The 24,404-nt window shown below is 71.4% G+C and carries 1 protein-coding gene; it reads left to right on the top strand.

The window, feature by feature from the left end:
- Positions 1 to 10: 10 nt before the first annotated feature.
- The gene (locus FOH10_RS26755) at positions 11 to 24,376 is read left to right on the top strand and encodes a WXG100-like domain-containing protein (RefSeq protein ID WP_143982787.1); all 24,366 of its coding nucleotides are present in this window, start codon (positions 11 to 13) and stop codon (positions 24,374 to 24,376) included.
- The last annotated feature ends 28 nt before the right edge of the window (positions 24,377 to 24,404 follow it).

Below are 24,404 nucleotides of genomic sequence, written 5' to 3'. Positions count from 1 at the left end.
GTAATCGCAGATGGGTGATATTCCCGGCTACCTCAAGTGGCTGGAATGGGTTGCGGGGTCGGACTGGCCGCACGGCGACGAGGACGCCATGTGGGCACTGGCCGACGATTGGCGTGCCGCCGCGACCGCCCTCGAACAGATCATCCCCGACATCGAGGACGCCAAGACCAAGACGTTCATCGCCTACCCGTCGGGTGAGGGCGTCGACGAGATGCGGGCGTACTTCGACAGCCTGCTCTCCGGCGACACCTCCGTCGAGAAGCTCGTCGAGGCGTTCAACGGCTTGGCGCTCGGCATCGACGACGTCGGCACCGAGATCGACTACGCCAAGATCCTGATGATCAGCTCGCTGGCTCTGCTGGCGATCGAACTCGCCGCCGCCTGGGCATTCCCACCGGCCTACCCGGCCGTCTCCGCCGCCGCGATCACGGTGACACGCATGGGTATTCGGGCCATCGTGGCCAGGATCGTCGCCGCGGTCGCGCGGCGGGTCGCGAACCTGCCCGGCCTGCTCCGGTTCCTGGCGCGGCACGTGGCCATCGATACGGCCATCGGCGTGGGCCAGGAAGTCGGGATCCAGGCCTGGCAGCTGTCCCAGGACAACCGTCGCGAAATGAACTGGGACCAGGTCATCATCAGCACCGTGAGCTCGGCGGCCGGTGGTGCGGTGGCCGGGCCGCTGGGCGATCTGGTCGGCCGCGGACTCAATGACCGGCTCGGTGACGTTCTGACCGATCGGCTGAAGTTCGGCGACAAGCTGTCCGACTTCACGACCGGTGCGCTGACCGGCGTCACCGCCGGACTGGCGGGCGGATACGCGGGGTACTTCGGCGGCATCGGCGGCCAGTTCATCGTCGACTGGAAGAACGAGGGCTGGGATTCCGCCGTCGACGGCCTGAAGAACACGCAGCTCGACTGGAACGCCATGCACACCGGGGCCTTGTCCGGGGCGATCAACGGCGGGCTCTCCGGCGGCAACAAAGCTCTGGCCACCCAGCACTTTCACAATCGGTTTCCCGACATCTACAACGGCACACCGGATTTCGGCAATATGCCGCGGGTCGGCGTCTCACCCGAGGGGACGCTGCCGGGCGGACTCGTCGGCGACGGCTCCGCGCCACCACCGGGTAGCGCGGGCGATGGTTCCGGAAACGGTGCTGGCAACACCGCCGGCGACGGGACGGGCAGCACCACCGACGGCGGCGGGCGCGGTGCGGACGATGGTTCCGCCAACGGCCGCGCCGGAGACGCCGATACGGGTGGCACCCGCGGCGCGGGTGCCAACGGTGACGGCTCCGATACGACAGGGCGGACGGGTGAGCCGCACGGTGCCGGTGACGCTGCGGCGGACGGGCGTGGTGCTGGTGACGCCGCGGCGGATGGGCGTGGTGCTGGTGACGCCGCGGCGGATGGGCGTGGTGCTGGTGACGCCGCGGCGGATGGGCGTGGTGCTGGTGACGCCGCGACGGACGGACGCGGTGCTGGTGACAGTGCGGTGGACGGGCGCGCCGATGGGGCGGGCGATACGCGAGCGTCGGATGCCCCGGATACCCCGACCGCCACGGGAACCGATGCGCACAGTGGGAACGACGGCGCCGGGCAGGGCAGCGGAAATCGCTCGGGCACCGGCGATTCGACGCACGGTGCGGGCGTGCCCGGTGATGCGAACGGTTCGCTGCAACCGGCGGCCGACGGCGGCCCCCGGTCCGAGGACAACGCCGGCGGCGGGGCCGGGAAGAGCGAGGGGACGAATAGCGATGCGGTGAACGACCGCGCGGATGCGTCCACGGCGGCCGACTCCAGGGCCGCCGACGGCACCGGGTCGGCGGATGGCACAGGGTCTGCGGATGGCACAGGGTCGGCGGATGGCACCGGGTCTGCGGATGGTGCTGGTTCGGCGGATGGAGCCGGTGCGCCCGCACAGGCGGCACCGCGCGCGCCAGGCTCAGGTGCCGACCTCGGGAGCGCTGCCGAAACAGGCTCCGGCACAGTGGCTTCCGGTGCCAAGCCGGTGATACCCACCGATGGTTCCGTAGACGGTTCCACCCCTGTCGCGCTGCCGCCCCAGGGCGCGGTGTCGGCACCGTCCGGAGCGCCGACCACCGCCGCACCGCAGTCACCCGGCCCCGCCGACGCCCGCGGCGCCTCGCCCGCCTCCGCCCGCCCGGCGTCCGCCGCCGACGCGCGCCCGCAGTGGATGCAGTCCGACGCGGCACGCGGCGACCAAACCCGCACCCCCGCCACCGACCCCACCGGTTCGCCAGCCACCGCGGCAGCCCCCGGCACACCGAACGGTGCCCAGCCGCCCGGCGGAGAACCCACCGCCGCCCCACATCCCGAGCCCAGAGCCGCTGGCGCACAACATGCTTCCAGCGCGATGCCCGACCCCGCCACCGGTATCCAAGCGGCTACAACAGGCTCCGAGGCCACTCCGACCCGCACCGACCCACACACCGCCGACCCCGGCACCCCGGTCACCGCCACACTCCGGACCCAATCGGAAGCACCGCCGGACACAGACACCGCCCACGCCGAACCGTCCTCCCTACGCGACGAAGGCGCACCCACACGCGAGGAATCCGCGCCTGCACGCGATGAAGCAATTCCTGCACGCGAGGAATCCGCACCGGATCGTGGCGAATCGGCCCGTGTGCGTGACGAAGACGCTCCGGCGCGTGAGGACTCCGCTCAGGGACGCGGCGAACCGGCCCGCGTGCGCGAGGAAGACGCTCCGGCGCGCGAGGACTCCGCTCAGGGACGCGGCGAACCGGCCCGCGTGCGCGAGGAAGACGCTCCGGCGCGCGAGGACTCCGCGCCGGTGCGTGATGAAGCGGCTCCTGCACGCGATGAGGCGGCTCCGGTGCGTGACGAGGCGGCCCCTGCACGTGACGAGTCCGCGCCGGTGCGTGATGAAGCGATTCCTGTGCGTGATGATGTGGCTCCCGTGCGCGAGGACTCCGCTCAGGAGCGCGGCGAAACGGCTCCCGTGCGCGAGGACGGTTCTCCCTTGCGTGAGGGTTCCGTTCCCGAGCGTGACCAACCGGTTCCAACGAGACGCGAGTCTGCGCCTGTGCGTGACGAGGCGGTTCCTACGCGTGACGAGCCCACGCTTGCACGTGACGAAGCGGCCCCTGCGAGTGACGAATCCGGTCCGGCTAGCAGCGAACCGGGCCGTGGGCGTGATGAATCCGCCGTGTCGGCACGGCGCGACGATGCGGAGGACACCGATCGGGGCGGGCGGGCCGAGGATGAGTCCTCGGCAGGTAGCGGGGGTGCGCGGCGGCCGGATGCGGACGGGTCGGCCGATCCGGATGGCGACGCGAGCGCCGACACAGCGGCCACCGCCCCGGCGAATCGCGCCGCGCCGGACGGGGATCGGAGTGCGGGCGGCAATGATGCCGTGCGGGCGCTGGCGGGCATCCGGGAGGACACCGGTAGTACGGCGATCCGCGTTCCGGATCCGGAGTCGTGGCGCGACGGCATGCCGGTCGCGGCGATCATGGTCGCGGCGGACGGGGCGGCCCGGCAGTTCAACGATCACGGTTCCCTGCGCCAGCGCCTGCGGGACGAGGCGGCGGCGCGGCGGCGGCAGGGCGAGAGCGACACCATGCACGCCCTCGTGATCGACACCTACGGCGACGGCGACGACGCCGTGACGCGGGTATACCGGCTGTCCTGCGAGGACGGCGAGATCGTGATCCGGGATGCCGCGACGGGCGAGGTGATCGAGAATCCGCCGGCGGGCGTCGGCGACCGCACCGGCACGTACGCGATCATGTTCGACGCCGAGGGCAATCCGACGCACAAGCTGGGGCCGATCGAACGGGAGGCATTGTCCCGGCAGACCTTCGACGCGCTGGTGCACGATGCCGTCGAGTCCGGTGAAGTGCGTGTCGAACCGCTCGGGGACGGCGAGCGGGCACACCGGGTGGAACTGGTCACCTTCGAAGACGGCACCCGCCTGGTCCGGAAGGTGTTCGACGATCCGAGGCAGGCCGACGCCGAGGTCCTGGCGTCCATGCTGGGCACCGCGATCGACGCGAACGTGCCACGGGTGCACGGGGACGGTGATTCCCCCACCACCGTCTACATGCAGGTGATGCCGGGTGACGTGGCGGCGACGATGTTCGAAGGGGCGGACGCGGCGCGGCTGCTCGGAGCCACCGACTCCCCCCAGGGCCGGATGCTGGGCCTACTGGATGCGCTGACCGGTATGCCGGACCGGGATTCCCACTGGGTGATCGGTCCCGACGGGGTCGGTGGGATCGGCCACCACAACGCCTTCGGTCCGGGCCCCGAGGCCGGTGATCCCATCAGCCCGTTCGCCGACTATCTGCTGCGAGTCGGCGACGACGGCGAGATCGTCTGGCGCGACAACGAGTTCACCAAGTCCGAGGTGCGGTCGCTCCGGGCGCGCCTGGCGGCGTTGGAACCGGACTTCACCGCTCGCGATCGTGGCGAATGGTTCGACTCGGCCATGGACCGCCTGCGGGAGATCGAGCGGCACGCGCGGCCGGACCGTGACCGGTGGGGCCGCTTCGTCCGCTTCTTCACCGACCGCTTCTCCGCCGACGCGCCCGACGCGGACGACACCTCCACCCGCCCGCGATCGGAGCCGCCCGAAGCGCAGCGAGGCCGGACACCCGCCCCCGACGAGGAACGGCCGCCGTCACCGACAGCCGACGATGACGATGCCCCGTCGCGGACCACCGACGAGACACCCGACCAGTCGCCGGCCCCTGACGAAGACCCGAACCAGTCGCCGGCCCCTGACGAAGACCCGAACCGGTCGCCAGCCCCTGACGAAAACTCGAACCAGTCGCCGACCTCTGACGAAGACCCGAACCGGTCGCCGACCTCTGACGAGGATGCGGACCGATCGCTCACCACCGACGTGGACCCGGACCGGTCGCCTCCCGCTGACGAGGAGAGCCGGTCGCCGACCGTCGGTGAGGAGCCGAACCGATCGTCCGTTGCCGACGAGGAGCCGGACCGATCACCCACTGCCGAGGAGGAGCAGCCTCGGTCGCCGTCCGCCGACCATGGTGCGCCCGTGCGCACCTCGAGTGCCGATGTCGGCGTTCCGCCGCGGTCCGGTGCCGACGCGCCGCGGCCGCCACGCGCACAGGACGGTGAGCAGTCCACGCGCACGGCGTCGGACATGTTCACCCCGGCGTGGCAGGCGGCCGACGGCGACGCCCCACTCGCGGTGGCCGACGGTGGATCGAACCGGCCGCCGTCGGATCCGCCCGCACCGCCGACGACCCCGGACGATCCGGGCGATGAAGGCGCACACCAGAACTCGCGCTCCGGCGACGAGGCCGGTGACCCGCATGTCCTGGAACCCGACGCGGTCCTGCCACCGCAGGGCGATGCCGACACCACCCGGACCATCGACGTCGACGGTGAGCAGGTACCCCTGCGTCTCGTCCCCGACGGTGCCGACCGCTGGCGCGTCGCGCCCCCGGACGGCGGCGAAACACCCGCCCGCCGAGCCGATTCCGACACTCCGGAGCGCAAGTCGGCGCTGCGCCGCATGTGGGAGCGCTTCCGCGACATCACTCATGTGCGCGGCCACCGCGGCGTGTACCCCAAGTACCCCTCCGGCTCCGGCGAGGACCACCGCGGCCAGACGGCGCTGCGGGACGCGGTCGTCGACGCCCCGGACCTGCTCGGCCCGCCACCTCCCGCACCGCCGCCGCCTCCCACCGGCCCGGTGTTCCAGGAGCCGCCCAGCGCGGGCGGGGACGGATTCCCCAATATCGCGCGGATTCTCAAGGAGTCCGTCACCTTCTGGCAGCAGCGGGAGCAGATACCCCTCCTGAATCGGCTCTCCGGTCGTATCGCGGCGCAAGCCGGCGAGCATATGCCGCTGCACACGCCCGACGGCGCGGAGTACCGGCCCTGGATCAGCGATACCGATCCGGAACGCACCCGCCAGGGGATCGGCGTCACTCATGAAGCCGGGATCATCTCCCCGGAGCAGGCCCGCGCCGATTTCGAAGCGCTGCTGGACGTCACCTCCGATCCCGAGGTCCGCCGCCGCATCCTCACCGACCTGACGCGCCTGGAGTTGCGCCCGGCGGACGAGAACCGCGCCGCGCTGCGGGATCTGCTGGATTCCAGCACGGATCCGGAGCTGCGTCAGCGGATCATCGACGACCTCTACGACCATGGTCTGATCTCCGCCGAGGAGTCGGTCCGGCTCGAAGAGCAGCCGATTCCGGAGGTGCCGAACGATCCGCTGCCGGTCGCGGAACCCGCGAACCCGCCACAGGACGAGTCGCTCGCGGATATGGCGCGGCGCCTCGGGTTCGACCTGCCCGACAACGATCCGGCGACCGTTCGGCGGGTGCTCGACGAGCAGCAGTACCGGACGTTGCGCGCCGCCGCCGCCATCGAGGGACTCGGCGACGCCGCGCGGCGTTTCAACGAGGAGAACAGCCGCCCCTATCGCTGGCACGACGCGGACGGCACGCCGGGAACGGATGCCGAGGGCCGCCCCGGTGGCAGTGTGCCGGTCGGTGCCGTGCCGCGCAGCTTCTTCGACGACAATCCGATGGGGTTGTTCCTGCGCGAGATCATGGTCGCGATGGGCTCTGATCCCGGGTTGCTGGACAGCGCGGAAGTCGGCAACGGGGCCGATCCGCTGCCGGAGTGGAACCGGGTCGGCGAGAATCCGGAGCTCGGCCGCGACGACGGTATCCCGATCTATTTCGAGCACGCGCTGCGCCGCAGTCAGTTGACGGACGAATTGTCCACGTGGGCAGCCATGTTCGGTATCGATCTCGCCGACCTCGGCCCCGATCGGCTGGACGGCACCCTGGATCGGCTGCGGAGCGAGAACATCGCGCGAGCGGAGGGCTTGGCCGACTTCGCTACCGCGGCGGCCGATCTGCTGGCGCAGGCCGATCAGCGGCAGGTCGGCGAGCCGTACGGCGACCAGATCGCCCGGATTCCGATCGACGACGGGCCGGACTTGCTGGTGGTCATCGACGGTGCTCGCGGCCGGGACGAGGTGCTGGCCGACACGCTGGCCACGCGGCCGGATCTGGCGGCCGCGCTCGACACCGGCGATATCCGGGTGGACTACCGGCAGGTGCGTGTCGACGAGTCCGGGCAGCCGCACCTCGACCCGGTCGATACTCCCGAGGTCCACCACTTCCGCGGCCCGGTGGACGACCGGGAATTGGTCGTGACCCTGGTGCGGGACAACACCGGACAGCAGTGGCGGCCGGTTCCCCAGACCGTCGACCCGGTATCCGACACGCTCGATGCGGCGCCCGAGGGCGGTTCGACGGCCGACGGCGCATCGGATCGCACCGCGCCGCGGTCGCCCGAAGAGGCACTGCGCGAGATGGGCGAGCTGGCACGGCGACTCGGTGTCGGCCTCGACGACCTCGGCATCGGCCCCGACGGCGTGCATCCGGAGCGGTTGGCGCGGACGATCGCCTCGCAGCAGCTGCTGAATGCGATGCGGGCGGGCCAGATCGAGGCGCTCGCCGACTACATTCGCACCGCCAACGACATCCAGACCTTCTACGGTCTCGCCGAGGTGCGGGCCCCGCTGGCGCAGCGCCTGGGACTGTCGGAGGCGGAACTGACACCCCGGGCGATCGCGGAGGGCCTCACCGACCCGTCGCCGCGCCGGGCGCTACGTATCCAGCGGTTCGAGGATCTCGTCGCTTACGCGCGGCGGCTGCGCGGACTCGACGCGACGGCGCTCGATGCCGCACGGGACCGGCTGGCGCGGCAGCTCGGCATCGAGCCGTCGGAGCTGTATCCGACCAAGTACACGAATAACGATGCGGGACGGCTCATCCGGGTTCCGGATACCGCGGGCATCGATCCGGCGAAACTGCGCAAGGTCGTCGCCGGACTGGTACGCGACGGGAGTGCCTGGGTCGCGCGGGACGCGCTGGCCGAATTCGCCGCCGCGCTCACCGACGTCGACCCGTATTCCGAGGTGCCCCGGGGCGATCGTGCGGCCGACCCGCGTTCCGCCGACACCGAACCGCCGGTGCACGATATCGACGCCCTGCCGGGGCTGCGCGACATCCTCGCCGGTGCCGTCCCGTCGGGCGATCCGCTCGATTTCGGCCGTGCCCTCGCCGACGCCGTGGCCGATGCCCAGGCTCGGCTGCCCGAGGGCGGCGAATTGCCCAGCGGTGATCCCGATACCCGGCCGCAGCCGGGCGGCGACTGGGCGCGCCTGGTGGGCGTGGACCTGGTCGGCGCCGACGACGCGACCTTCCGCCGGGTGTACGAGGCGTACCGGGACGGTCGGATCGACAAGCACGAGGGCCTCAGTGCCGCCGATCTCGCGGCGGCTCTGGACGGCATGCGCGGCGAGGTGCGCGACCGGGCCGAGCAGATCAGGACGCTCGCCGAGCTGGCCGAACAGTTCCACCGGCTGGCCGAGCGTGGGCAGCTACCCGGCCGTCCCGACGATCCGGGTGAGGAACCGGGTACCGCCGCACCCCCGCCGCCCCCGGCGGGCAGCGGACCGCAGGCCGATGGCGGCTCCCGGCTACCACCCGCGGACCCGCCCGGACCGCCCACACCCGCCCGTGACCCCGACGACGGTTCACGCCCACCGGCCGACCCCGGTACGCGGCCCGACGAATCGACGAACCGGTTGGTGGACGAACTCGCCGAGTCGCGTCAGCGCACCGACGATGCCGCGGATTCGGGGGATACGGCTCCGGAGCCGGGGACCGGGGGCGGCTCGCAACGGCCACCCGGCCCACCGCCGACGAACGGCACCGCGGACGGTGCGGGCGATCCTCCCGGCGGAGAGGGCGATTCGGGTGCCGGAGCACGCCGCGCCGGTCCGGACGCCGAAGATCCGCTCGATGCCATCCGGCGCTTCCTCGATCAGCCCGACGTGCGGGCCGGTGGCGTCGACCCGGTCACGCTGTCCGAAGGCGAACGCGAATACATCCGCCGCCTGGCCGAAGCGCTCGGCCTGCGGGATGCCTTCGACGGCAACAGCGACCCGTTCGGAACCCTGTGGGAGCTGGCCGAAAGGGCAAGGGCCCGTGGTTTGCTCGACGAATCCATCGCCGCCGCCGCGCCCATGCGCTATCCCGACGACTTCGGACCGCTGGACGTCGATCAGCTGTACGGCGACGAGGACTACTGGCGGGAGGCCGACCAGGGAACGCGGCAGCGGATGCTGGCGGAACTGCGCTCACTCGGACTGGGCTATCTCTCGTACCCGGCTCCCGATGCGGGCCCGGCCCGCTTGACAGCCGCGGATGGTTCTCCGCGACCGGAGAACCCTGCCGCACAACCCGATCGGACGCCACGACTGCATTCCGACTCCGGACTTCGGGACCGGCTCGCCCAGCGCCTGGGACTGTCGGACGCCGAACTGCGATCCGCCGACTCGGCGCGCACACTCGCCGATCTGCGCTACCGCAACCTGCTGACCGCCGGTGTGATCGAGGCGCTGGCCGACAGCGTCGCCCGCCACGAGACCGCCACCGACGCGGTGCACCGCCGCCAGATCGAGACCACCCGGGATCGGTGGGCCGACCTGCTCGGGCTCGATCCCGCGGCGCTGCACCCGGACCGCGTCACCCGCACCCTGGCCGACCTGCGCGAGGCCACGCTGCGGCAGGCCGAAGACCTTGCCGCCCTGGCCGATGCGCTGCGGACCGAACCGGACTCGACTCCCCCCGACGGCCCCCGCAGGATGGTGCTCGAGGTGGACGGCGATCGGGTGCCCGTCGGGCTGGCACCCGGCGACGACGGCCGGATGCGCGTCGTGCCTCCGGCCGGCGACCCATCGGAATCCGGTCAACTCGCCCCACGCCCCGATACCGTCGATGTCCGCCACCGCGAACTGCTGGCCAAGGCGGCGGAGGGCACGCTCACGCTGCGCGAGCGGTGGGAGCTGGCCAAGACCGAATGGCGGATCGCCAAACGTGACGGCCTGCTTCGGCAGCGGCTGCGCGAAGGCTTCTCGCCGGCTTCGCTCAGCTACGACGGCGCATATCCCAAGTACCCGTCGGGCTCGGGCGAGGACGGTCGCGGCCAGACGGCCATCTCGGATCTGGCCGGTATCACCGACCCGGCCGCGTCGGGGAGCTTCAACCCCGCCCGCATCTGGAAAGAGGTCGCCACGCTCTGGAAGAAACGTGAGGGCGCGCCGTTCTTCCTGGACCGCTTGACCGCTCGGACTCGCGACGAGTCGGAAGACGTCGTACCCGCCATGGTCGCCGACGACGAGGAGTACCGGTACTGGATCGACGAGGCCGATCCGGAGTTGCTGGCGGAGATGGAGGCGGAGCTGAAGCTCGCCGGGCTCATGGATCCGGACGACACCTTCTTCCCCGCGCCGGATACGCGGGAACTCCAAGCGGGTGAAGGAGATCCGCGTCGCAGCGATGAATCGCCTTCTAACACAACCGATTCCGATCCGACGCTCAGGTCTCCGGACTCGGAGCTGCGCGCGGCCGCCCGGCGCCTCGACATCGAGCTGACGGATTCGAATCCGGCAGCGGTGCAACGGAACCTCACCGAACAGCAGTACCGAAACGCCCGCCGCGCAGCCGCTGTCGAAGCCTTGGCCGAGGCGGCGCGGCGGTGGAACGCCGAGGACGCTCGCCTGCCGTTCAGCCGCGAGGTCAGCTTCGACAGCAATGACCCGCTCGGTCTGTACCTGCGGGAGCTGGTGCGGGCGGGCGGTACGGAACCGACGCTGCTGGACTGGGAGGGCGTCAACAACGGCGGCGAGCCGGGCCGCCACTGGGCCGATCCGCACGAGGGCGTCCGCCCGGACCGCGAGGACGGTCTGCGCGAGCACTACGAGAACGCATTGCGCCGCTATCAGATCAATGACGAGCGGTCCGTCTGGGCGCAGCTGCTGGGCGTGGACCTGAACGCCCTGGGTGTACGGGATCTGGTCGATCTGAGCCCGGAGGAGGCGGCCCGCGCGCTGCTGGCCCTGCCCGCCGACCAGCGGGCCCGGCTGCTGGCCGGATCGAACCTCGAGCAGCTGTCCGGCATCGACCCGGAATCGGCCGCGGATACCCTCACCGACGCCCTGCGTCGGGTGGACCCGGCGGAGCGCGGGGAGCTGCTGGCGGCCGTCGACCCGGCGGATATGCGGCGGATCCAGCACGATCTGGCGAATGCCCGGCTGGCGGAGGAACTCGCCCGGCTGCGCGGCGACACCGCCGACCGTGCCGCGGCGCTGGCGGATTTCGCGCGCGCGGCCGCACCGTACCTGCGCTCGGATGCCGATCCCGATCAACGTGCCCATCTGATCGACGAATGGACCCGGGCACGGCAGGGGCGGCAGGTGCACGACGGCGTGGTGCGGGTGGCGGATCCGGACGGCGGCCCGGATCGACTGGTCGTCTTCGACGGTGCCGGGGACCGATCGCGCCTGCTCGCGGACGCACTCGCCGCCGACCCGGCACTCGCGGCGGCGGTGAACCGCGGCGATATCGTCCCCGACTACCGAAACGCATGGGTGGACGCAACCGGCCGTCTCCACCTCGACGCCGCCGACACCCCGCAGGTCCGCCACTATCAGGGAGCGGTCGACGGCCGTGACGTGCGTGTCACGCTGCTGCGCGACGGCGCGGGAGATTGGCGTCCGGTGCTGGATTCCGAGGCACCGCAGTCGAACCCGCATCAGCCGCGTTCGGTCGATGAGCTACGTGACGCCATCCGTGGCCTGGCCGGCGAACTCGGCATCGACCCCGGCGACCTGACCCCGGAGACGATCGCGGACCACCGGCTGCGCAATGCGCTGCGCGCCGCACAGATCGAAGGGCTGGCCGACTACGCCCGCAGCGCCAGCGATATCGAGACCTTCTTCGACATCACCCGGCGCCGTGAGCAATTGGCCAACCGCCTCGGCATACCGCACGACGACCTGACCCCGCAGCGGATCGCCGACGTGCTCGGCGATCCCGACCAGCGGTCGGCCTTGCAGCGCCAGCGCGTCAAGGATCTCGTCGACTACGCCAAACAGCTGGGTAAGAGCCTGGACGTCGACGCGGTGCGGGCGGCCCGCGACCTGCTCGCCCGTCGTCTCGGTGTGGTACCCGAAGACCTGCTTCCCGGAAAGCACCTGCGCGGCGACGACCCTTACTTCCGCGACGGAGGCGAGACGCGGAATCCGAACGCGCTCATCTGGGTACCGCACGGGGATACGAAGGGCATCGACGTCGGCGCCCTCACCGACGCGATGCGCCTGGCACAGCGGGCCGGACGCGATACCGAGGTGCGGGCCGCCATCGCGGAGTTCACCCGAACGCTGCTCGATCTCGACCCCTACACCGATGTGCGGAACAACCCCGCGCTGGATCCCCGGGCCGCCGACGGGGACCTGCGCATCCACGATCCCGGCGCCCCCGCCCATCTGCGCGACATCGTCGGCGCTCCGCACGCGTTCACCGACGGTCTGCGCGACGCCGCCGACCGGCCGCGCGATCCGGAATCCGCGGTGCCGCGCGCGAATCGCGACTGGGCGCGAATCATCGGCGTCGACATCACCGACGCCGATCCGGCCCGGCTCGCCGAGGTCTACGAGGAATACCGCGACGGCAAGATCGAGAAGCACGAGGGCCTGAGCGCACGGGAGCTGGCCGAACTCCAGGCCACGCTGCGGGCGGAGATCCGCGATCGCGCCGCCGGGCTGGCCGACCTCGCCGCCCTCGTCGACCGGCATCAGCGTGCGCTCGACGAGGCCGCGGCCGTGGCCGCGGCGGGCAGGGCCGAGAACGCCCGCCAGGAACTGGCGCAGGCCCGCCGCGCACTCGCCGAACAGGTCGCACGCCACCCTGTGGCGGAAACCGACCTGCGCCCGGAGCATCTCGACGAAATCCTGGAGGGCCTGCGCTCCCGGACGCTGCCGGTATCGGAGCACGCCGCCCATCTGGCCAGGGTGGACGCGCTCGGCGACGCGGCACGGCGGGTGCACGCCGCCGAGGCCGACCTTGCCCGTGCGGAGACCGATGCCGCCCGGCTGGAGGCGGCGCTCGCCCGCCCCGACCATCCGGACGTGCGGCGCTACGCCGATGTGCGCAACGAACTCGACGCCGCCACAGCGGCTTTCGACGCCGCGCGAATGCGGCTCGATGAGGAGATGGCGCGGCATCCGGTCGACGCCTCGGAGCTGCGCCCCGACCGCCTCGACGACACACTCGACGCGCTGCGCGCCCGCACGCTCCCGATTTCCGAGCACGCGGCACACCTCGCCCGTATCGATGATCTGGAGTCGGCCGCGCGCGCTGTGCACACCGCGCGGTCCGATATCGACCGCCTGAGCGCCGCACTCGACCGGGCCCGGCCCAATGCCGACTGGCAGCGCATCCGCCTGGACCGCGAACTCGCCGCCGCGACCAGGGAGCGTGACGAGGCCCGCGCCGACCGCGATGCAGCCCTGGACGGACTGCCCATCGACGTCTCGGATCTCACCCCGGGCCGGGTGGACGAGACCCTGGACCATCACCGCACCCGCACCACGCGCGTCGACGAGATGGCGCAGCGACAGGAGAGACTCGACCGACTCGACGGCGCCACTCGCCGCCTACACCTGGCCGAAGCGCACCTCGCCCGCCTCGAGTCGGCCGCCACGCGCGCGAACGAACTGCTCGGACCACCCACGGACGACGGCCGGTCGCCGCGTCGCGACGATCCTCCCGCCGACGAATCGCCGCTGTCGGCACCACCGAGGCAACCCGACACCCCCTCGTCGGACGGTGCCGCCCAGCGGGTTCCGGACGCCGACGGCGCGGACGCGCCTCCAGCCGACGGCTCCCGGCGGTCCGTCGCTCCGGGGCAGCCCGGCAGTCCGTCGTCCGACGGTGCCGCGCAGCGGGTTCGGGACGCCGACGGCGCGGACGCGCCTCTGGCCGACGGTTTCCGGCGGCCCGTCGCACCGGGGCAACCCGGCAGTCCGTCGTCCGACGGTGCCGCGCAGCGGGTTCCGGGCGCTGACGACGCGAACCTGCCCCCGGCGGACCGATCACCCGAGCCGCCCCCGGCCGACGAGTCCGCTCGCCCGGTACGGCTCGAGGAACCGCCCGCCGACCCCGGCGCGCGCATCGATGCCGCACTCCAGCGGGAAACGGCCGCGTTGGACGACGCGGCCAGGCAGCGCCGAGCGGTCATGGACATCCTCGCCGCCGACAGCGCCGCCGCCGTCCGGACCCGTGATACGGCCCGGGACGCCCTGGACGCGGCCAAGGCCGGGCTGCCGGTCACCGACGCCGACCTGACCCCGGATCGCCTGGCGGACACCGTCGCAGAACTGCGCGGCACCACCATGCGGGTGGACGAGATGCCCCGCCGCCTGGCGCGGATCGACGCACTGGAGGCCGCCGCCGAGCGATACCACGCCGCCGCCGAGCGGGTGGACATCCTGGACCGGGCCATGGCCACCGCCATGGAGCGCGACACCCTGCTCACCGCGGGCGCGGAGCTGATCACCGACCGGGTGGGCGTCATCGACGGCGACCCACCCCACATCCTGGTGGTCGGCTGGGGCGACACCGATGCGGCACGGGTGTGGGACGAAGCGCGGCAACGGTATCCGGAGCTGAGCGAGCGGGTGAACCGGGGCGCGGTCGTGCGGGAACTGCGTATCGATTTCGACGACCAGGGCCGAATCACGATGACGCGCGGCGAACTTCGGCATCCCGCCGACGACATCGTGCCGCCACCGGAACCCGCTGCCGCGCAGCCGCACCCGCCAACACCCGGGGACCGCTTCCAGGCCATCGCCCGCGAGGCTGATGAGCGTCTCCACGAACTGTCGCGGCAGACACTGAACCGGCTCGACGATATCCAACGCCGGACCGACGCAGCGTTCGACGACATCCTCCGACGGATCGGCAACGGTCCGGACGATGACGGCTCCGACGGGACGCCGACCGCGCCCGGTACGCCGGACGGTCCACCGCACGGCCCGGTATCGGACGCGAATCAGGCGGAGCCCGAGGGCTACGCGCCCACGCGGACCACCGACGGCATCCCTTCCGACGGTGATCTCACCGACGGCACCCCTACCGACGGCACCCCTACCGACGGCAGCCCCACCGACAGCAGCCCTACCGACGGCACCACTACGGACGGCACCCCCGCCGACCGCACCGCCAAGGACGGCACCCCCAACTCCAGCGAGGTGGACACCCCGGCGTGGGGCGACTCCTCCACATCGCGCGACGCGGTCGCCCCTGAGCCCTCGCCGCCCATCCTGCGTTCGCTCGACGATCCCGCCGATTCGGTGCGAAGCCTGTTGGCGCAGACCGATATCGGCAAGCGGATACTCGCTGACCTCGACGCGGGTCCGTTGCGGCAGCGCTTCGACCACGCGCACACCGACGGCCGGTCGGGCGAGACGCGGCGGGGGGATCTGTCCGTCGTCACCTACACCAGCGGCGTCGACCATGTGCGCCAGGCACTCTGGCTCGCGCACGAATCGCTGCACGCCGAGTACCTCACCGGGGGGCGCAGCGCGGTCGAGCGGATCCGGGCCATGGGCCGGGACGAATTCGTGCGGGCCATGGTCGTCGAGGAGGTCGAGGCCAGTATCCGCATGGTCGAATTGGCGCAGCAGCTGCGGGAACTGGGGTACGAGATCACGGGCAGCGACACCGTCGCCCGGATCGAGCAGACCTACCGCGACGTCTACGAGCGTGCGGTCCGCGAGGCGTCGCTCGCTCCGTTCGCGCGCCGTGACCCGGATACGGCCGTGACCGCCGAGGCCGTCGACGATTTCGCGCGACGACTGGCCGCCGACGCGATCCGGCCGGAGATCGCCGACCTCGCCTCCGACGACGGCACGACCTACACCGACCTCTACGGCAGGGCCTGGGACGACGTCAACGCCGCGTCGCGCACCCGTCCCGGCGTGCCGCACCTGCCGACGACCGCCGACATCGCCGACGGGATGCGCCGTTCCGCGCTCGACGGCCGGGCCGCCGGGCTGCGTGCGGCGGAACTCGCCACCGAGCTGCGGGAGGTGGCCGAGCGGGCGGCGACGACCGCCGAGCGCGTGCTGGCCGCCGATCCGGATATCCCACCCGTGCCGGACCCGACAGCGGATCGACCGGATCTTCGGCGGCAGGCCGAACAGCTGCGCCGACACCTCGAGGGCGCGCTCACCGACCCCGTAACTCCCGCCGACCGGCTCGCCGACCTGCGCCGCCTGGACCACGATCTGCGCACCCTGGCCGATCTCGCCGACCAGCGGGAACTGGCGTTGCGCGATGAGCGGCGGCACCTCGACGACCTCGCGGCCGTCGCGGCCCGCGATGTCCTCACCGCCGAGATTCCGGAGCGCGGGCGGCTGCTCGGTGACCACGTCGCCCTCATCCCCGGCGACCCGGGCGATCACGCGATCGCCGCGCCGGACCGTCTCGTCATCGCCGCACCACTCGGCGAACACCAGCGCGTGCTGGCTGAGGCCCTGCGCGACCCGGCGGTGGCGCAACAGATCTCACCGTCGGTCGCGCCGGAGGCGCGCACCATTCATATCGACGGGAACGGCCGGGTCAGCGTGGAAACCACCGATACCGTGCCGGTGGACCCGCACGGGCGGCCGGAGCCACGGGTCGACCAGCCCGACATCACACCGGGCCAGCTGGCGGATCAGGCTACGGCCGAACGCATCACGCGTCTGCGCGCGGTGCTCGCGGAGACTCCGGCCGGGCAATGGGCCAACGAGACGCTGGACCGCCACGGCGTCGCCTACACGCACCGGACGGGAGCTCCGGCACAGTACTACCCGGCCCGCAATACGCTGGTCCTCGACCCCGGTGCCACCGATGCCGAGCATCTGCTCGCCCTGACCCATGCCGCCATTCACGCCGACCTCGCGCACCGCGATCCGGTCGCCGTCCGGCATCGCATGCAGTCCACGCGCGAGGACTACATCCGCCGGATGATCGCGCAGCACAGCCGGGCCTACGCGCTGGAGATCGTGGTGGCCATGCAACTGCGCGAGGCGGGCCACGAGCTGCCGGTGAGCCCGCTGGAGCAGGTGTACCGGGACGCGTTCGACCGGACGCGCGCCGATGTCGCGCGGGCGCTGCCCGGCACGCCGGACGCCACCCTCGATCGGTTGGCCAACCAGGCGGGGCTGGAGGCCCTGCGCCCGGTGCTCGCGGACCATCGGACCACGGCAGCCGGTGAGTCCTACGCCGAGAGTTACGGCCGCGCCTGGGATGTCGCGCACGGCGTTCGCAGCTTCGCGGAACGGGCGCGGGCCGCCCTCGCGACGAGGCCGAGCTCGGTCGAGGTACTCGGCGAAGGCAGATCGCTGACCGAGCCACGCCGCACTGAACGGCTCACCTTCGACGACGGCACGGTGCTGCACCGCGTCACCATGCTCAACTCCCGGCATGCCGACGCCGAGCATTTGGTCTCGCTCGTCGGCCGCGCGGTCGGGGCCGACGCCCCGCAGGTGTTCCGCGACCCGCACCGCCCGAATGTGGTGTACCTGGAGCCGATGCCGGGATCGGTGGCGGGGGAGAAGTTCGTCGACGCCCACGAGATGTTCCTGGACGCGCCCGGCGCCCGGGAGCTCGGGCTGCTCGATATGCTGACCGGAACCCCGAGCCGCGGCGACTTCGATTGGGTGCTCGCGCCCGGCAATCGCGTGACCGGCATCGGCCACCACCTGAACTTCGGCAATCACCCGACCGCGGGCGACGCGCTCAGCCCCTTCACCCAGCACTTCCAGGTCCGCCTGCCCGACGGCACCCTGGAAGTCACCGATCACGCCCTCACGACCGCCGAGGTGGAGGCCATTCGCCGTCGCATCGAGGCGCTGCGACCAGACTTCGCCGCCCATGGCCGGGAAGGCTGGCACGATGTCGTGCTGGACCGGCTCGCGGAACTCGCCGACCACGCGGATCCGGGGCACCCCGACGACATGATTCCGGTCCCTGGGGGCGGTTTCGTCTCCGCGGACGGCGGAACGTATGTCAACCGCTACGGCGGCGACCACCGCCACGGCGTCCTCGCCAGGGTCGACGCCGACGGCACCCTCACCCTCGAACTGCGCGCCGGACCCGGTACGCCGACGGGGTCGGAGATGTTCGCCGACGCCTGGCGCGTGCTCGGGGATCGGGTGCGGGTCATCGAGGGCAACTGGTTCGAAGGCGGCGGCGGGCCGCTCGGCGACAACCTCGCGACCTTCAACGCGACTCTCCAGGCGGGCTTCACCCCTGAGGAATCGGCCTGGTACACGCACACCGGTCAGCTTGCGGAGCGGTACGGGTTCACCGATGTCACCATCGACCGCGGGCAGGATCTGGAAGGTCCGCTGGGCGAGAACATGGGTGCCACAGTCAGATTCACCCGTCCGGAGAATGGCGCGGTCCTGCACGAGGGCACGCTGCCGGACGGCGAGGGCCGCACCCCGCTCTATCGCGGCATTCCCAGGAAACTGGAGAGCGGGATCCTGAATCCGGCGTATGTGGCGGCGCTGCGCGGCGACGCCATTCCGCGTGGCACCGAAAGCGTTTCGGCGGAAGAACACGTGCTCTCGAAGTCGGATGTCAGCGATTCCACCTCATGGACCCGCGATCGCGGGGTGGCCGAGGTGTTCGCCAACGGCGACGGTCTCGTCATGGAATGGCGCACGGGTGCACCGCCGGAGGGCGCCGCCTGGCGGTTCAATCCGATCGAAGACTACGACCTGGCAATGCAATTGCAGCAGGTGGTCATTCAGGGCACCGTCAACGATGTGCGGGCCGTGCGCTTCCTCGCCGAGGACGCGGCACCCGAGGGTTCCGGGACTCCACTGGATCCGCAGCCACTGTCCGACGGCAGCGTGGACCCGGAGAACATCGACCTCGATGCGGGCATCCCGGATCTCGGGTCGACCGAGCACACGCCGACCGGACCGCAGGAGTCGAGCGCGCCCACGCTCGCCGACCGTGCCCTGACCATGCTGAAGCGACTGCTGGGTTCCCTGGCCGGGGATGAATGGGCGCTGCTCGCACCGCGTGAGGTGGCCCAGGTCCTCCAGGACCGTTACGACGATCTGACGGTCTTCGGGGTCGACGACCCGCAGGTGGACGCCGAGGTCGTCCGCGAAATGGCCCGGACCGTCGACGAGACACTGCGCACCTACCCGGAGATCCGGCTGCGCCGCCTGGGAATCGGCGATCCACCCGACCAGAACTGGATTGCCTGGGCGGAGCCGAGAATCGGGTCCGACGGTCGGATGTACACCGACGCGATCATCCTGAATCGTGCGTACGCCGCGGACCCGCAGGCGCTGCGGGCACTCGTGGAGCACCGCGAGTCCGTCGGCTGGTTCCCGCCGGGGGTCTCCGAGAATCCGGTGCGGTCGATCCTGCTGCACGAACTGGGTCATGCGCTCGACAATGCCGGCAATATCGAGCATTGGGACCCGCGGACGCAGCGGGACTACACGATCGAGCGCTTGCAGGCGTACTACCTCCAGGAAGCCGGGGCATACGACCACGCGGGATTCGTGCAGTGGCTGAGCCAGCTCAGCGGTTACAGCTTCAACGGGAATCCGAAACTCCCGGAGAACCTGGTACCGCAGGAGGCGTACGCCGAGGCATTCGCGGCCCACGGGATCAACGGCCGCTACGCATCCGGGCCGGAGCGGGCGCTGTACTCCATTCTGGTCGATGCCGCCCAGCGATTCGCACAACCCGGATATACGCGTCCGACGCCGGGTAACTGGCCGGAACCGCTACCGCGCCAGACGGATACGGCCAGCGATACCGATGCTGGTCCGGGGCGTGAGCCGAATCCGATGTCCGCCGCACCGGATCCGGCGCGGAGTGCGCCGGATCCGATACCGGAGTCCGATCCGGATCCGGTGGCGCACTACGACCGGTTGCTCGAACAGCACAAGAAACTGACGAAGGAACTGGAGTTCCAGCGCGCCAAGCGCGATTACCGGTTCGCCCAACTGGGCGGCGGCAATCCGGAGCGGGCGCTCGGTACCGGAGAGTCGCTCCAGGCCACGCTGCTCCGGCTGCACCAGGAGACCGGATCCCAATCGGTCGACATCGGAGCCCTCGGTGACCAGGGGCCGCAGCGAACCACCCGGTCACCGGGACCAGCAGAGCGCGCCTTCCGGCTGGACACCCTGTCCAAGCTGACCGAAGCCGCGGAACGGGTACTGGGGCTACGCGAGCGGATTGTCGATCTCGAACAGCGGATGAGTGCGCTGGAGCGCGCCGGGGTCGAGCGGGTGCGACCGCCGTCCGAACTGGTCACGGCCGAACTCGCCCGGCTGGCGCAGCAGCGGGCCGACGAACTGCTGGCCACCAAACCCGGACGGCTCGCGCGCGATGAACTGGCCGGGCGCCTGGGTGTACTCGACGACGCGGGCGCGGTGGACGAGTCAGCGCTCGGCCCCGACCGGCTCGCCGACACCCTGGCTCGGCTGCGCACTGACCTCCCCGACGAGCACCGGACCATCGCGGCTCTCGGTGAGGTGGCGCACGAGGTGAATCTGGCGCACAACCGGATCGGGCGGCTCCAGGACGATATGGCACGGATCGCGGGGGAGTGGCGGACGCTCGCCGAATCCGAGGGCGCCCGAATGGAATCCGAGCGGGTGGCGATCGTGGACGGGGATCCGCGCCGGATCATCGTCTTCGGCCCACGCGATGAATTCGGCCATTCCCGCGCCGACCACGACCGGGCGCTCGAAGACGCGCTGCGCCGCAGTGCCGCGGTGGCACAAGCGCTCGTCGACCCGGACACCCGGCTCGAATACCGGCGAGTCCGGGCCGATCGCGACGGCAATCTGACCGTCGACGCGCTGCGGCCGCCCGAGGTGGACCATCTCACCGCCGGTGGAGCCGGCTCGCAGCCCGGCGGTCGGTACGGCCTGGACCGCTTCGACAGCACCCGCTGGCGGGACGCCGAGGGGAACTGGCACGAAGTCGATCCCACCCGTCCGGACTGGACGGGCAATCGGGAAGGCGAGGTGCCCAAGAAGTACCAACCCCGCGACCTTCCGGAAGGCGTCAGCAGCTGGGCCGTGGACCAGATACAGGCCGCGGTCGTGGATGCGCTCGGCGTCGATCCGGCGACGGGGCCTCCATCCGACGCATTCAACCAGGATCTGTTGCCGCACTTCCCCGGCGGCGGCAGTCCCGCGGTGCCGGACGGCACGCCCATGTACGAGCTGCCGTACGCGGACGCGGTGTCCAACATCATGCGCGTGATCCTGGAAGTCGCGAAACTGAGCGGCTTCACCTGGTTCAAGGACCCGGATAATCCGGGCCGGATCCGTCCGGGATTCAAGGGACATCCCTGGTTCCGGGATCGGTCCGCCGAGGTGCAGCCCATGGTGCGCGAATGGCGGCCGGAGGAGCACGCCGACGGCGCCGCTCGACCGCGCCCACCTCGGCATCGAGCCGACGGCGTCGTCGATGGCGTGCTGCGCGCCATGAACGAGTTCACCAGTCGTGACACCGATATGGGTGTGGCGGAGAGCGTGCGCGAGCAGCAGGAGTCCGCCGCGCGCAGGTGGGCGCGGGTGCAGGAGTGGGCCGACGCCCAGTACGCCCGGTTCCGCGCCGACGACTCCGATCTGGACGCGATCACACGCGGCCTCGCGGAGCATCGCGAGGCGGTGCGGCGAACCCTCGTCGAGAAGCTGGCCAGAGCGCTGGGGCCCGATGCGGACGCGGACCGGCTCGCCACGCTGTTCTCCGACAAGATCAATGCCGCGATGGGCGTGGACCCACTGCCGCCCGCGTTCACCCGCGCCGAGATGGAGCAGATCAAGAACCATCTCATGCGGGACCGGCATCTCGTGTTGGATCCGGTCACCGGACAGCTGACGCGCAGCCCGCTGGACGCGGTCGCCGATGTCGCCGAGGCGTGGCACCGCCTGATCCAGGGCAAGCCCCTGCCGCCGGATCTGCTGCTCCTGCAAGACGCCCTCGCCGAATCCGCGTACCTGCGCGCGAATCCGACCGCGACCTGGCGCGAGGCCAATGCCCACGTCGCCGCGCTGGATGGATTCCATTGGGACGCGGCCCGCCCCCCGCTCACCGGCGACCGCGCGGGCATCCCCTACGAACCCATGCCCCTCCCACCACCCGCCCCCTTCCTCCCACCCCGCACACCAGAACATGCCACCGCGACAACCGAATCCGACGCCGCCACCGACAACGCGGCCGACACCCCCACCCCGCAACCCGACGGCCCCACACGGCCGTTCGGCCCCGACGACCTACCGACCGCTCAGCTCGATCAAGAAGAGGTAGCGACGACCCGGGTGGATCCGGACGGCCTGCCGACGGTGCCGCTGGATTCGGATGAGGTGCCGACGGTGCCGCTGGATTCGGATGAGGTGCCTACGGTGCCGCAGGACCCGGATGAGGTGCCTACGGTGGCGCTCGACCCGGATGAGCTGCCGACAGTACCTCTGGACCAGGATAAGCTGCCGACAGTAGCGCTGGACCCGGACGAGATCCCCACGGGTCCGGTCGATCCCGAGACCGATGAGGAGCCCGGCCGTACGCCGGCCCCGGACGGCCCGCAGGATCCCCCTGCCGACCCACCGTCCAGCCCGTCCACTCCACACGATGGCCACCGCATACCGCCGGCCGAATCCCACCAGCCGCCGAGGCGAGGCTTCCGCTCCCACATCCCGCATCCACCACACGAATTCGAGGTCGAACTCCCCGATTTCGAAGGCATCGACCCCTTCGACCCCCGCCGATGGCTACACCCGGACCGGCCGGACCAACCGAATCAGCCGGAGCAGCCAACACACCCCGAACAGCCGGGACAACCGGAAGCCCCAGACGCACCCGCACCACCGGCATCGCCCGAACCTCCGGACACGCCGGAACCTCCGGATGCGCCGGAATCTCCTGAACCCCCGGACCCCCCAGGGCTGCCGCAACCGCCGGAGCCACCCGAGCTTCCTGAGGTTCCGGAGTTGCCCGAGGTTCCAGAGTTGCCGGAGCCGCCCGAGCTTCCTGAGTTGCCTGAGTTGCCTGAGGTTCCGGAGTTGCCTGAAGTTCCGGAGCTGCCTGAGGTTCCGGAGCTGCCCCGACCTCCCGAGTTGCCAGGGTCTCCCGGGCTTCCGGACCTCCCGCAGCGCCCTGAACTGCCGAATGTCCCCGAGGTTCCGGGGCGTTCAGACCTGCCGGGGCGTCCTGGTCTGCCGGACGCACTCGAACGCCCTGACTTACCGGAGCGTGGCGAATTGCCGGAGCCCCTGAATCTCCCCGAGCCGCCAGGACGTCCTCAGTCTTCGGATCTGCCCGAACAGCCAGGTCTGCCGCACGCGCCGGAGTCCCCGGACACGCCGGAGCGCTATGCGCGGCCGCAGTCGCCTCGGCCGCTCGGCGTGTCCGAGCCGCTCGGATTGTCGGTGCCGCCAGAGCTGCCGCCGCTTCCTGGCGCGTCGGAGGCACCCACCCACCCTGATGCGCCAGAACGCGTTGGGCCGCAGGGACTTTCGGACACGCCGGGACGTCCGCAGTCGCCGCCCGCTCCGCTCGGGACACCCCTGGCGTCGGACAGCCCACCGGGGCGGTCGATGGTGGATGGGCCATGGACGCCGCAGTCCGCGGCGCCGTCGCCGTACGGGGCGGGGGACCGGCAGTGGGGGCCCGGATCCGTGGGTGAGCCGTGGGCGTCGCAGGGCGCGCCCGAGCGGTCGGGTCCGTCGGTGCCGGGCGGGCCGCATGCGCCTCAATCACCGCCGTGGGCGCAAGCGCCGGGAGCGCCACCGGGTGGGCAGCCGCCCTCCTGGCAGTCGCCGATGTCTCCGTACGCCGCTGCGCCGGAACGCGAATGGGGTCCGGGAGCGCCAGTACCGGACCAGCCGGCGACATTCCCGACCGTCGCGCCGCCGTCGTCGTCGGCGTCCGGTTACCCGATGCCGCCGGCTATGCCGCCCATGTCCGCACCGGGGACCGGGGCGACCGGGCCGAGCCGAGGCGGCACGCCGGGTGGGAATCGCTATCGGCGAGCCGAGCCGCGCGGGAATGGTGGCGGCGAGATCGTGGTGCGTCCGCACACCGGATTCGGTGTCTCGGCGAGCTTCGATCCCGCGAACGGCCGGTTGCAGGCCGGTGTGGCGGAGGCCCGGGAGATCGGCGGCGTCTACGGCGAACTGGGTGAGATCCCGGCGGTGTTCTATCGATTCGACGGTCGGTTGTGGCTGCGCGTGGGTGAGCACGTCATAGATCTGGACGACTCGGCGGTGCGGACACAGTGGCAGCAGCCGGAGAAACGCACGGCACGGTTCACCGTCACCGCCGGTGACCGGGTACTGGTCGATATCGGCTATCGCTCGATCGGTGGCGATCTCGATCTCGGCCTGTTCATCCGGGACGCACTCGCGGATCCGGACCGCCGTTCCCGAATGTTCACCGGGTAGCCGAGCGGCCGGTTCACCGGAACTTCGC

Source organism: Nocardia otitidiscaviarum, assembly GCF_007362295.1.
Taxonomy (GTDB): Bacteria; Actinomycetota; Actinomycetes; order Mycobacteriales; family Mycobacteriaceae; genus Nocardia; species Nocardia otitidiscaviarum.
Note: the sequence above shows the minus strand (reverse complement) of the source record. Positions and strands in the feature narration are given on the sequence as shown.